The organism is Vibrio sp. HI00D65 (genome assembly GCF_001635455.1).
Lineage (GTDB): Bacteria > Pseudomonadota > Gammaproteobacteria > Enterobacterales > Vibrionaceae > Vibrio.
The window spans coordinates 61,097-74,543 of sequence record NZ_LWEH01000025.1; the positions used below are offsets into that span (position 1 = coordinate 61,097).

The 13,447-nt window shown below is 43.0% G+C and carries 12 protein-coding genes; 9 read left to right on the plus strand and 3 right to left on the minus strand.

The window, feature by feature from the left end; all coding sequences use genetic code 11:
* Positions 1 to 143: 143 nt before the first annotated feature.
* On the minus strand, positions 144 to 1,112 hold the full coding sequence (locus A3712_RS05665) for a hypothetical protein (RefSeq protein WP_063522646.1): 969 nt from the start codon (positions 1,110 to 1,112) through the stop codon (positions 144 to 146).
* A gap of 269 nt (positions 1,113 to 1,381) precedes the next feature.
* On the opposite strand from A3712_RS05665, the gene A3712_RS05670 reads away from it, so the two are divergent.
* The 4 genes from A3712_RS05670 to A3712_RS05685 all read left to right on the plus strand — a co-directional run bounded on the left by A3712_RS05670 (position 1,382) and on the right by A3712_RS05685 (position 6,943).
* A complete protein-coding gene (locus A3712_RS05670) occupies positions 1,382 to 3,094 on the plus strand; it encodes a class I SAM-dependent methyltransferase (RefSeq protein WP_063522647.1) in 1,713 nt (570 codons plus the stop codon).
* 50 nt (positions 3,095 to 3,144) lie between these two features.
* A complete protein-coding gene (locus tag A3712_RS05675) occupies positions 3,145 to 3,873 on the plus strand; it encodes a DUF429 domain-containing protein (RefSeq protein WP_063522648.1) in 729 nt (242 codons plus the stop codon).
* A 78-nt stretch (positions 3,874 to 3,951) separates the two neighbouring features.
* Positions 3,952 to 4,761: a M15 family metallopeptidase gene (locus A3712_RS05680; RefSeq protein WP_063522649.1), complete on the plus strand. Its 810-nt coding sequence runs from the start codon at positions 3,952 to 3,954 to the stop codon at positions 4,759 to 4,761.
* 301 nt (positions 4,762 to 5,062) lie between these two features.
* Complete coding sequence (locus A3712_RS05685; RefSeq protein WP_063522650.1) at positions 5,063 to 6,943, plus strand: ATP-dependent zinc protease family protein; 1,881 nt, start codon at positions 5,063 to 5,065, stop codon at positions 6,941 to 6,943.
* Positions 6,944 to 7,050: 107 nt separating this feature from the next.
* Here A3712_RS05685 and exsE2 read toward each other — a convergent pair whose 3' ends face one another.
* Both exsE2 and A3712_RS05695 read right to left on the minus strand, forming a co-directional pair.
* Positions 7,051 to 7,350 carry a T3SS regulon translocated regulator ExsE2 gene (gene exsE2 / locus A3712_RS05690; protein WP_063522651.1) on the minus strand — a complete coding sequence of 100 codons (300 nt, stop codon included), beginning with the start codon at positions 7,348 to 7,350 and terminating at the stop codon, positions 7,051 to 7,053.
* 7 nt (positions 7,351 to 7,357) lie between these two features.
* Positions 7,358 to 7,804: a CesT family type III secretion system chaperone gene (locus A3712_RS05695; protein WP_063522652.1), complete on the minus strand. Its 447-nt coding sequence runs from the start codon at positions 7,802 to 7,804 to the stop codon at positions 7,358 to 7,360.
* 355 nt (positions 7,805 to 8,159) lie between these two features.
* Between A3712_RS05695 and A3712_RS05700 the strand changes: the two genes are divergently transcribed.
* The 5 genes from A3712_RS05700 to sctC all read left to right on the plus strand — a co-directional run bounded on the left by A3712_RS05700 (position 8,160) and on the right by sctC (position 13,447).
* A complete protein-coding gene (locus tag A3712_RS05700; protein ID WP_063522653.1) occupies positions 8,160 to 8,567 on the plus strand; it encodes a YscW family type III secretion system pilotin in 408 nt (135 codons plus the stop codon).
* A gap of 583 nt (positions 8,568 to 9,150) precedes the next feature.
* Positions 9,151 to 10,011, plus strand: coding sequence for a helix-turn-helix transcriptional regulator (locus tag A3712_RS05705; RefSeq protein ID WP_063522654.1), 861 nt, complete (start codon positions 9,151 to 9,153; stop codon positions 10,009 to 10,011).
* 143 nt (positions 10,012 to 10,154) lie between these two features.
* Complete coding sequence (locus tag A3712_RS05710) at positions 10,155 to 11,135, plus strand: T3SS regulon anti-activator ExsD domain-containing protein (protein ID WP_063522655.1); 981 nt, start codon at positions 10,155 to 10,157, stop codon at positions 11,133 to 11,135.
* Between the two features lie 12 nt (positions 11,136 to 11,147).
* The gene (locus A3712_RS05715) at positions 11,148 to 11,576 is read left to right on the plus strand and encodes a YscB family type III secretion system chaperone (RefSeq protein ID WP_063522656.1); all 429 of its coding nucleotides are present in this window, start codon (positions 11,148 to 11,150) and stop codon (positions 11,574 to 11,576) included.
* Positions 11,576 to 13,447 carry a type III secretion system outer membrane ring subunit SctC gene (gene sctC / locus A3712_RS05720; RefSeq protein WP_063522657.1) on the plus strand — a complete coding sequence of 624 codons (1,872 nt, stop codon included), beginning with the start codon at positions 11,576 to 11,578 and terminating at the stop codon, positions 13,445 to 13,447. The genes A3712_RS05715 and sctC overlap by 1 nt, the downstream gene beginning before the upstream one ends.

Genomic DNA, 13,447 nt, shown 5'->3' on the forward strand with positions numbered 1-13,447 from the left:
AGTGCAGTGATTAAATAGTTTCAGGTATTTGAAGTCTTCACTCTATTTAACTGAAATGCAACAATTAACTGTGTGAGACGTCTTTTTTTAGATCTTTATATAAAACAATGACTAACAAGCAGTCTAGGAGGGGGTTACCGAGCTTACATGTGTTCACTGGTACCTGCTTCTGATGGCCAATATTGCTTATTAGGATCAGACTTGTTTACCCATTCAGGGTTTTGACGGGCTTGTACATAAAGTTGTAGGCCATTATAAGACATAAAAGCCGCAGGACCGCCAAGATGTTCGAAATAGTCAAAATAATCATCTTCAAGCGTGCATAAATGCGCTAAATCTTTGACCTTGTTCGCCAGTGCCCATTGAATCGCAAACACTGGAGCCGTTGAGCCTGCAATCGATATTTCTTCAATATTGGGGTTAAACATCGCATTAGCCTGTTCCAGTAGAATTTCTTGTTGCTCAGATTCTTGCAGCAGCACCTCATCGATGATCGCCAAACGCTTGGTATTTGAGATATTCTTATTCAGCTTTGCAATTCTCAGTGCGTAGCTAAATCTTTCTGATGACACAATATTGACCAGTTCAGACAGCAGTTCTTTGTCTACCCCTGCAGCCTTGGTGAAATAATCGATACAAGAATGGAGTGAAGCATAACGAGTGCCTTCAAACTCAAAGCCACTGGTTTCGTCGAAGGCCTCAATGGCAATGTTATCAAGCGACAAAGGCCAGCCTTGATACTCGACTCGTTGCTTGGCTATTTGATACATCTTCCAAGCGCTGCGCCCAAAGCCACCAAGTGTCGCGCCCGTAAATTCACTGTCTATCAGCTCTTGCTCTGTCCAGTTCTCACCAATACCTAAGTGCTTGGCATACTTATCAATGAGCGCATGCTTTATCTGGTCGCGCACCGCCCAAATCGAAGTTAGGTCTTTGGCATATTTCACACGCGCGCACTCTTTACACGCTGGCAGTGCTATCGGCGCATGACCAACCTTGGCAAAAAGCGAAGCGGTTTTAGGAAACTCAACTGTGTGATTAGAAGGCTCACCACAAAACCAACAGGTGTGGCGTAGGTTGAATGGGATGTCTATGTAGGGGTATTGAGTCATTGAACGTCTATCGCTGAGTGTTGAGGTTGGGAGCATTCCGGTAAAACAATTATCTCTGTTCGGGTGTCGCCTTGCATCTGGTTTGTTTCACTTTTCCACCGAGTTTGATTTTAGGCGCTTGTTATTAGAATGGGTTGGTGGAGATATGTTTATATAAAACAGCGACTAATGATGAATGTGGATGGGAGTGGCTGAACCGATATGTGCAGCTAGTAATCTTGTTAGGTCACTATTACTATGGAGTTAGACTCCTTACTCCGATAGCGCATATGTCTTCATCGATTCCTTTTTACGATAAAAATGCCCACACACTTTGCCAGCAGTACCATTCTGTTGCTTTTGAAGCTGTTCATAAAAGCTGGCAAGCTTATTGGCCTTTAGAGGGCGATAAGGTACTAGATGTTGGGGCGGGATGTGGCCGTGATGCGTTATGGATGCAAAAGGCTGGTGCGGAAGTTATCGCGATAGAACCCAGTGCGTCATTACGCGAGCTGGGCTCAGAATATACTGGGCCAGATGTTACATGGTTGGATGATTCACTCCCATCCTTGAGTCGAACTGAAAACCTTGGAATGCGTTTTGACCTGATACTAGTAAGTGCTGTGTGGATGCACCTTGCACCGTCATATCGAGAGCGAGCATTCAGAAAGTTATCTAACTTACTCGCTCCAAATGGCAAATTAGTGATTACGCTACGTCACGGAGAGTTTCATGACGACCGAGAGGGCTATGAAGTCTCGGTTGAAGAGCTTGAGCGTTTATCGAAGAACAGTGCTTTGTTGGTGCGTCATGTCGATGATAGCCAAGACACCTTGAAGCGCAGTGAGGTTTGGTGGCAAACCGTAGTGATGACCTTGCCAGATGACGGATCGGGTGACTTAAACAAGGTGCGCCACATTATTGTGAATGACAATAAGTCGGCCACATACAAATTGGCTCTGTTAAGAACCTTGCTGCGAATCGCAGATGCCCATTCAGGTGCTGTGATTGATCGAACCGATGGCAAAATATCTCTACCAGTGGGTTTGGTTGCTCTGTATTGGGTTAGGCAATTTAAGCGTCTCATTGATATCGATATAGAAGGCGTTGGGATTCAGCAAAATAGCAACACGAGTAAAGGCCTAGGCTTTGTAAAAGACGATGGCTGGAACAAACTCAAGCACCTCAGTGCCGATGATTTAGCGATAGGCACTCTGTTTATTGGTGATGAAGCCAAAGCATTGCAGAAGTTGTTTTCACAGACGATCAGCACCATTAAATCGGGTCCTGTAACCTTTATTTATCAAGGTACCAAAGAAAATAAGTTGTTTGAGATACTCCCACCTCAACAGCGACGAAAGAGTCGAGAATCACTAGTTATCGACAGTGAATTCTTAGCAAGCTTTGGTTACTTCACACTGGATGAAAGCTTATGGGAATGTTTCAGAATCTATCACTCTTGGATTGAGCCGCTAGTCGTGAATCAATGGGTGATGGAGATGCAGCGTTTTGAGTTAAATCGACAGCGCAACATATCACTTCAGACCTATCACGACTGCTTAGTCTGGATTGACCGAAATCACGACACTCGTGACGTACGTAAAAGAGTTGAGCAACTTAGATCTGAACATGCAGACATTGTCAGCGTTTGGAGTGGAAAATCGTTAAAAAATGAGTATCACGTTGATCACTGTCTGCCTTTTGCTTACTGGCCGAATAACGATAAATGGAACCTCTTTCCAACCACAAGCAAAGAGAACTTAAGTAAAAGTGACAAGGTGCCTACCGCTGAAAAACTTCGCGCGTCTAAAACTCGTATTCTCAAATGGTGGCAATTGGCGTGGAGTGATTCGGCTCATTTTGAACAGCAATTCTTTTCTGAAGCGGTTCTTTCTTTACCTAATATTCCCCAACAATGTCGAGACTTTGAAGAGGTGTTTGATGCAATGGGTCTGCAGGTACGCGGTGTGAAAAGTCGACTGCTAATCAATGAGTGGCATTGAGCGTCATGCTTACCCGCTAATTTAACCCTTTAAGTAACGGTAGAGTAAAAATGAAATACATCGGAATTGATGGCTGTAAGGCGGGTTGGATCGCTTGGATTGTCTCTGATAATCAAGCGCCAGTTTTCAAAGTAGTAAAGGCACTTGATGAGTTAGTGAGTGATCTTATCGGTTCAAAGGCGCTTATCGACATGCCGATTGGTTTTAGTGATGCGCAGGCTCCAGATCGTTTATGCGACAAAGCAGCAAGGCGTTTTCTAACCAGCAAACGTGGTTCTTCGGTGTTTCCGGTTCCGTGTCGTGAGGCGGTTTACCAAACCGATTACATCGCGGCGTGCAATGCCAATGTGCAGCAGCTTGGTAAGAAGTTCTCTAAGCAAACTTGGGGTATTGTTCCAAAAATCCGAGAGCTAGATAAACTCATCGGTGATCACCCACATTTATCGATCAGAGAGTCTCACCCTGAGGTGGTGTTTGCGGCCTTAAAAGGAGAACCGCTTACCTTTTCTAAGCGAACCCAAGAGGGCAAAAAAGAAAGGCTTTCGATTATTCAGCAAATCGCCCCGCAATGGTGTGAGGCTGTGGCGTTAGCTATCTCAAACACCAAGCGTAAAGATGTCGCGATAGATGACATTTATGACGCATTTATAATGATGCTGATTGCTTATCACGCTCCAACATTGTCGTGCTTGCCTGAGCTTTCTGAGCTTGGCGGAAAGGCGGATAAGGATAAGAATGGTCGAGTTCGCGAAATCGTTTATTGGAACAAAGTGCACTAGCGAAGTATGCGCTCTGTTAGGTGAGTGTGTTATTTTCCACTCCCTATCTTTTTACTCTTGATGTTTTTGAGCCTTGAAATGAAACGTTTAATTGTTGGTTTGCTGGTAACTTTGAGTAGTGCGGCGAGTTACGGCCAAGTAGCACCTGTGTCCCAATGGCAATGTGACATGATGAAAAAGAACAAGGTATTGAGTATCGGAGCACCTGTTGGCTGTGAGCGTCTATCCAAAGTGGACTTTGATTTCATTAACTTTAAAGGCGAAACGCAGCAGGGGAATATGATTGTGCTTGATGTTATCGCCCCTTCTGTTGAACAACTCTTTTTAGAACTTAAACAGCGTAACTTCCCACTGCATTCTGCGCGTCTAATGCGTGAGTTCAACGGTGATGATAACGCCTCGATGGAAGCGAACAACAGCAGTGCGTTTAATGCTCGGCCTATCATTGGTGGGGGAGGTTGGTCGAAGCATGCATACGGTGTGGCAATCGACATCAACCCAGTTCAAAACCCTTTCTTAGCGTTCGGTAGTAACGGAACCATCACGGTCAAGCCCTCACAATCGGCGACTAGCTATGTGAACAGAACACGTTTTCGTGCTCGCAATACCATTGAACGCCGAGGCATGGCGGAGGATGTGGTCGAGTTGTTTGCACATCATGGTTTTATGATCTGGGGAGGGGATTGGAATTCCCCAATCGATACTCAGCATTTCGAAGTGGGATCAAGGAAGTTCGTCAATCAACTGCTCTCTAAACCCAAACCAGAAGCCAAAGTATTATTTGAGCGTTACGTCGAAACTTACCGCCAATGCTTTAATAAAAATAAAGGTGAGGGTGTAGAAAAAGCTCGTGCTGTCTGTGCAAAGAAAACAGTCGGGACTTTTTAGTGCTATGTTTATTTAGAACCGTTTGTGTTTTAGCAAGTTAATCTCGCTTCAATGGTATTTTGAATCGCTAAGGTCAACGCGCATCGTTGGCCTTTATATTATCTTTTCAATTTGAACACTGAGTATCCAAAAGTTATTGAGTATCTGTTATTCAATAATTGATGAAATGATGCGATGCAAAGTCATCGGTTTGTCATTGAAAAAGTCATAGCGTAAACGTTATGTGAGAACCATTGCTGGTGGGGGAACTTCTTGCTTTTTCACCAGTATTATTAGTGAACTGATCACAACGGACTAACTAATGAAAAAGATCCCTTTGACTCTAACTCTTTTAAGTTCTCTATTTTTGTCACAATATTCTTTGGCTACAGACACCTCTCACACCACGCAAAACCCGAGTTACGAACTTGATGGTAGAGTGGTCTTAGGGCGAACTGAGAATGTGTACTTCTCTGGCGTTCAAGGACTAAAAGACGTCCCTTTCATGGGTAAAATCGACACCGGTGCAGAAACCACTTCGATGCATGCTGAAGATATTCATGTGAGAAGTCTCCATGCCGACTACAAGAATCTCAAAGATGAAGAGTTGATGGCGGCATTGGTCGAAGAGACTCGGAGCAACAGAGCTCTTCACTACAGTGATTGGGATGGCAGCCACTTTGCAAAGTATCAGGCGATCGTTTCTTTTAAGGTGCAAAACCCGCGGAATGGAGAGAAAGTAAAGGTTGAGGCCCCTTTAGAGCGTGTCAGTGTTATACGTAGCCGCACTAGCAGTAAGTCTTTGCTTCGTCCGACGGTGAAGATGTCCCTGACCATCGCTAATCAAGAACTAAAAACAGACGTTAACCTCACGGATAGAAGCCATTTCTCTGCACCTGTATTAATCGGTAAATCCTTCCTAGCCGACAACGCGTTGGTGTTCGCTGGCTATGATTATTTGCAAGAGCAAGAGAACGCAACGGTGGTTGGTCGTAAAGAGGTGGTGTCTATATCGGGCATGCCAATGAATGCGACCTTCTCTTTAAAAAACCGCTACAGCACCCTATATGCAAAAAATATTGATGTAGACAAAAAACACAGCGAAGTCACGTTTGATATCGTCGGTAACACTGGCAAGCAAAAAGAGGTGACATTACCGTTAGTTCGTATGCTAAGTGTGAGCGGAAATCAGAGGCCTCTTGTGTATGTACCAGTTCAACTCGATGAGAATACCACTAAAGATGTGCTTGTTTATTTGAGCGAGCATTCAGGCGATACTTCTCAGTTAAAGGTGGGGACGAATACCGCCAGCGAACTCTTTATGATTGATACCAATGCTGAGAATTTGCTCTCACAAGGTTCATCGAGTTTTAGCAATGTGGTTGAAGCGGGTTCCCCAATGATTATCTCACCGGAAGAGGACATCACACTTGATGGGTTCTCGCTAAAGGCTGTGGCTTCTTTTACTGTAAACACGCCTCTATTGAAGGTGGACAGCTTTGAGATTGTCGGCAAGGGTAAAGATGAATCGGTTGAGTTTTACCTAACTGACGCGAGTGGTGAACAACAGAAGGTCACAAAACCAATCATTAAAAAGCTCAAGGTGGGAGATGATACTCGCCCAGTAGTTCGTGGTGAGTTCTTGGCTTCTGGCAAGGTTCGCACACAAGAGTTTGCCATCGATGTATTGGACAGTGATGAAAAACAACCTTATTTCATTCTAGGTAAGAAAATGGCGAAAGAGGGGGTTTACGTAAACACGCGCTCTGACTATCTACTAAAAGCAGAGCCTCTGTTTAAAGTTGGGCACATTGAAGTGGTCGAAGTGTACGGCATGACATTCCCTGCCAAGCTAGACACAGGTGCTGATGTGAGCTCTATGAACGCGGTGAACATCAAGCGATTTAAGAAAGATGGCCAAGACATGGTGACCTTTACTTATCAAAATAACCAAGGAGATAAGCAAGAGTTCACCAAGCCAGTTATTGATGTGATGCGTATTAAAGCGAAGAAAGGCGAAAAGGTAAACATTCGTCCTGTCGTAGAAATGAAAGTGAAGTTAGGCGACTTAGAGAAAGAGGTGAGAGTGAACCTTCAAGACCGCTCTCGCTTTGAATACAGCATGATTCTAGGTAAGAACTTCCTGAAGCATGGCGTAGTAGTAAGTAGTGATGAAGATTACGTACTAGGGAAAATGGAATAACGGCCTAACCTATTAAAAGCGAAATAGGGATGTTCTGAACGGCCACACATTTCAGTAAAGGGATGTGTGGCTTTTTGTTATGTGGTGACTTGTTGGGTGTTTTGTATCTAACTCGTTGCTCTGTTAGTTGAGATAACTTGAACCTTTCTATTCAACAACTCTTGGGTGGAACTAAAATTCTTTTCGAAGCTTAAAATCGAGTTAGAAAGTTCAGTATTGGCAAAAGTCGAGAGCATCTCGCTTAATTCAAGCTTTGAGCCCGTGCGGTTTTGTTCTCTCTCATTAGGGTTTATCAGCACCACAGCTCTGCCCAGAAAGTCTCCCTTTTTTCCTGACTCATTCTCGCGACTGTTCTCGATCCAATTTATCGACGAGTGATTTGGTATTGGTTGGATGCTATTGGACATAGATTACTTAGACTCTTAAATCCGAGCTTTGAAACTTAGATGGCAAAGCTTCCATGGTTACATGGGCCGATAACAAGTCTTCCCAAGATTCACTTTGTGTAAGTATTTCAGCTAATGAATCTTCAAACAGCTCATAATCGAGTGACTCTGCTTGAAGCAGTCTATTCAAACATAGCTTGTGCCTGTGGTTATCTAAACTAAAAAACAGCTGATGTTCAGACCAGTGATAGTTAAATGCGACAAAAGAGCGGTAAAGATCAGGGGTTACAATTTGTAGATCAACGATCTCAGCTTCCAATTGAAGTGTCCCTGTTGTTGGGTGAAAGATTACATGTACTCTTATGTTGTCATCAAAAGCCAACCCCAATTCGTCTTCGATCAACTCTAATCTCGGTAACCCTATATGATGAGCAAATTTAAGTAAAACCTCATCTACGATTTGGCGCGCAGACATAGAAGTCATCCTTTTTTTTATTTAAGCTTGAAGTTATGGCAAGTGTGTTTTGTTGTTTATCAATATTAGTTGGATTTTTTTATATAAACGTTTTTTATTGATGAATTAGGGCTTATTAGCTGTGTTTCTTATAACAAAGTTTAATATAGTTAGTGCTTGTATAATGAACGACTGTATATTTGGAACTAACATCAAGATTTTTATCAAACTGAATTCAATGTATTTAATTGTCATTCTTATTTTTGAGACTCGTGATTATAATAATTAAAAGAAATACCTATTGATCTTTGATGCATTTTTATAGAACAATCAAGATTGTTATTTTTATTAAAAAGATAAGTTGATTGAGCATACAGTGAAGGTAAATACGTCTTTTTTATTACTAAGTATATTTCTTTTGAGCGCTTGTACTCACACAGGCCATTTAGGAAGTATGTTCAAAAGCGACTCTCAGGCAGCATTGTACGGATGGGTGTCTTTTGATGAGTATGTTGCTCCTGTAAATACTTTGATTGATGTCGATGTGTGCCAAGTGGTTGATGAACAGTGCATTAGTGTTGCAAGGCAAACTTATCATGGAGTTCAGCTACCTGTGCAATACTCTTTTGTTATAGCGCCGATACAAGCAGGTGAGGGGAAAATGAAGATCCGTGCTGTGTTACATTCTCAAGGAGAAATCATAGCTATTAAAGAAGAGGGCTATATGTTTACGCGAGGGAGATTCCATCAGAATTTAAAACTAAAAGCCTACAATAATGAGTAAATTAATCACTTTTATTTTTAAATGTTAATAAAAGTTAACGGTGAGTTAAGCGAAGGAAGGAGGGCTAAACCCTAAATCTTAATTGTAATAATAGAATTAAACTGCCTTCTTTATATGAATATCAGTTGCACTTACTGTAAATTTTATGTTTATATTCCACCCTTAAGAAAAATCGGTTCGATAAAAATGATTTTAAAAACACGCCATTTTCTTAGGGCTTATAATATAAGTGGTTATACTCAGCACTAGTATTTCAACTTTTTCTAATATAATTTAACTTTTTTTCAATTGAGTAGCGCAAGTTATCGTTGAATTTTAGCAAAAGCTTATTAACCTCTCGAGAAAATAAAAATAACACCGAGAGTTCTCTCCAAGATTACGTTTTGCTACCACTGGTGGCTTTTGAGCTATTTGTAATTTATTAGGGGAGCATGGTCGTGCTATCGCACCTATGCTCTTTTCTTGCTTCTTTAATTGACATCGTTCTGATTGCATATCATGTGTAATTTTTCGTGTTGTTGTAAATCAGGCTTTGGTATTTCTCTGGCTCTGTTAGAGAAATTGGGATTATGAAGGGTAGAAAATGGATGTGTTAGGCCAGCTAAATACAGAAAGGGTCAACTCGCTATCGCGAAAAGTCCATAGTACTTGTTACTATGAAAAATACGATGAAGTTTTTCATTCTCGCCAGTCTCATATTGTAGTCGTTCACAATGGGCAATTGAGAGTTCAAACGGGTGACTGTACGCTCGATGTTGCCGCTGGTTGTGGGGTTTACCTTTCTCAAGGGGATTACTTGCTCGAATATACTCCATCAGATGGCCACTATATGGCATCAATGGTTGAATTTGACAACGAACTGGTCAGCCAATTTTTGCAAAAGCATAGTGAATTACTTATGTCGCTGCCAAAAGTTGAGAGCATTCAGTCTGGGTTGTTTCCATTCACTTTGAACATATTGGTAGATCAAGCGTTATCAGGAATTAAGGCGTTAGAGGAGCAGTCTTATCCTGATACTATTATGCGCTTAAAGTACGAGGAAATACTGATCCTACTGCTTCATGGTGATAAAGGAGAGAACCTATATGCATTATTATCACAACTGACTAACAAAACCTCAGACCGACTGCGTCGTTTTATGGAGGTCCATTACCTGAAAGAGTGGAAACTAACGGATTATGCTCAAGAGTTTGGTGCGAGCTTAACGACGTTTAAAGAGCTTTTCAATGAGCATTATGGCGTATCTCCTAGAGCGTGGATCAGTGAGCGTCGCTTGCTGCATGCTCATAAGTTATTGCTCACCAGCAAGATGAGTATTGTCGATGTCGCAATGGAAGCGGGTTTTTCAAGCCAATCTTACTTTACGCAAAGTTATCGACGTCGATTTGGAACGACACCAAGCCGTGTACGTTCTGGGGAAGAACAAGTGCCTATAGCTAAGTGAAATGTCTGACGACTAAAATTTTCTGACTAATTTTGAAAGGCATTAACTGGCGCAAACTCTATAATGATTAGCGTAACAACGAATCAAACTAATACCTCTACTTCCTTCTGGATTGTTCGAAGTAGATGCGGAGAACAACACCGATGAAAAAGCTGCATTGGCGACGCCGTTCGCTTTTTCCTAATAACATTGTGGCGCAAAGGAAGGTCACTGTCTTGCATAGAGGCACAAGATATGAGGGGCTAACCCAATCATCACAAGTGTCTAATGTTGTTAATGTCAATCACCGACAACTTTTAAGTGAAGGAGTTTTGAGTTCTGAGCAATTGTCTTTGCTGCAACGTTTACTTGACCGTAATGTCGTTGATTGTCTATGTGCTAGCCAAGTGGTCAAAATCTATCAAAGGTTTGGTACCTCTCTAGACCGATTCGCAATGCGCCTCTTTCTCGAAGTGGGTGGGCAATTGAGTGATAGTCATGTGTTGAGCTCTTTTGAGCAAAGGCTGGATTATATTAATGGTCGATTGGGGTTCCGTTTCAATTTGGCATTCCCCAAAACGCTGATTCTTTCCATGTATTTAGCCATTAATGAATGGGTTAACCGAAAGACAGATCAGACGATACTGCATGACACCATTAAACTTGAACAACTTATCAATCAACTGGGTATTCAGAAAGAGTATTGGTTGAGACTGTCGGCGGAAGAGAACAGCGCAATTTTCGCAGATCAGCAGTTATCGCTGATTCAGAGGCAGCAGAGTGAGCTGTATGAACAGCTTGATATTCTTAATGAACAACAAAATCAGGTCGTGGAATCCCACCGAACTAGCGTAGAAGAGTGGAAGCCAACGCTGGAAAAACTAAAGGGCCTATCTCAGCACGGCAAAACATCAGATAAGTTTATCTCTGAATGGAAAGGCTGGTGTGCTGAAGCCCGAGTTCAAGCACCTGAGCTTAAAGACGTTTGGGATGCTTGTGACCATGTTTACAGCGATTTGAATGCGGTTGCGAAGATTTGGCAGTGGTTTCAAGACATGCATACCGTGGGTCATGTGGATCACTATTATTTTGATATTCAGAGTAATCAATGCGGTCAAGCGTGTAACCACCTCAGTCAGATTTAAATAGAGCTAAATATGTTAGATCAAATGATGAAATCTCTTGCGGTAACGCTGGGGGTTGGGGATTTTATTACCTCAAATAATGGTTCCTACGATATCGAAGTCGACCAGATGCTGCTTAACATTCGGCAGCATTCATCATGGGTCTTGTGGGAAACCGTTCTCCCCTTTCAGTTTGAACAGCACCTCGATTTCCAAAAAGAGCAGGCACTCAAGCATTGTATGCAGCTCTCTTTGAAGACACTGCGCGATACGAGAAGCACGCTGACGGTTAATGATAACGAACAGTTGATTGTGCAAGGAAAGATGAAAATGGAAAGCGCAACCACAGAAGTATTGTGCACTCAGCTCTCCCAGCATGTGAATTTGGTCGAGCAGTTAAGTGCTGTGTTAGAGCATCAACGCGTCAATTATACCGTCAGCCACAGTATTTGGATTCCATAATGCTTTCCGTTTTAAAAAGACAACTAAGCCGACTAGTTTGGTCTGTTGCATGTACTTTGAGTGTGTTCGCGGTATTGCCTTTACACGCATCAGAGTTGGATTGGCCTGACCAGCCGTTTCGTTACTATGCGGACAACGATTCTTTAAAAGAACTATTGAATAACTTTGGCGCTAACTATCGCGTTTCTGTGTCGGTCAGTGACAAGGTCAATGATCGAGTTAGTGGCCGATTTACTCCAGAAGACCCAGCCGAGTTTCTCGACTACCTAGCACAGGTCTACAACATGATGTGGTATTTCGATGGCGCGGTGTTGCATGTGTACAAAGCGACGGAAACCCGTTCACGACTGCTACAGCTTGAACTTCTGACAGCCCGTGAACTGCGCAGTACTCTGATATCGACAGGGATTTGGGATTCTCGCTATGGTTGGCGTGCGGCAGAGAACAAAGGGTTGGTTTATTTAGCTGGCCCACCTAGATACGTTGATTTGGTTGTGCAAACAGCCGAAGCGCTGGAAAGCCGGTTGGTTCAAAAGTCCAACTCTACTGATGAGCTGTTTGTTGAAATTATTCCTTTGAAATATGCCTCGGCGACAGATAGAGAAATTACTTATCGCGATCAAGGGGTCACGGTGCCGGGCGTAGCTTCAGTACTGAGCAGAGTCTTGTCGGGTGTTCAAACTCAGATAAAGGCGACTAGAGAGGGTGAAGAAACGGATATTAATACGGCTGCAATCACGACGAAGAATGTTTCTGTGCATGGCGGCGCATCAGTAGAGGCTGAGCCTGGATTAAACGCCATTATAGTTCGTGATACACAAGCGCGCTTGCCCTTGTACCGCAAGTTAGTCGCTCAGTTGGATCAGCCACAGTCACGAATCGAAGTTGCACTCTCGATTGTTGATATCAGTGCGAACGATTTGAGTCAATTGGGTGTGGATTGGCGAGCGGGTCTTGACGTAGGCAACAACAGCATTCTTGACATAAAAACCACGGGTGATGTTGATGGTGGCGATGTAACGCTAGGCAGCGGGCAGACTTTCAAATCATTGCTTGATGCGACCAACTTAAATTATCTGTTGGCTCAAGTTCGCTTATTGGAATCTCAAGGCAGTGCTCAAGTTGTGTCTCGACCTACTTTGCTAACTCAGGAAAACGTGGAGGCAGTCTTGAACAACAGCAGCACTTTCTACGTTAAGTTGGTCGGTAGAGAAACGGCAGCCCTTGAAGAGGTGACCTACGGTACTTTACTGCGCATCGTTCCACGCATTGTCGGAGACCGATTTGTTGAAAGGCCCGAAATCAACCTAAGTTTGCATCTTGAGGACGGTGCTCAAATTCCAGATGGTGGTGTTGATGATGTGCCATCTATTCGCAAGACAGAGATCAGTACGCTGGCGACGGTTAAGCAAGGACAAAGCCTGTTAATCGGTGGTGTATACCGTGATGAAGTGAGTCATCAGCTGCGGAAAGTCCCTTTATTGGGAGACATTCCATACCTTGGTGCCTTGTTTCGAAGTACCACTGATACCACCAGAAGAACGGTGCGCATGTTCATTATTGAGCCGAGAATTGTTGTCGATGGCATTGGTGACAACGTGCTTATCGGTAATGAGTATGACTTAAGGCCTAAGCTCGGTGCCTTGAATAATATTTCAAATAACAGTGCAGGTCTGAAATCGGCACTCGCGCTCTACAGTTGTTCATCTCAAGTACAAGCGGAGCGTCATCAGCAAGACCTGTTGTCACAGGGTAAGTCTTCTGTGCTATCGCAATGCGAGCTGCCTTCGGGACAAAAAGGATGGCGAGTGCAAATCAAAGAGTGTGATGGCTCAGATAATCATTGCCTTCGACCATTAGAGGAGAATTAG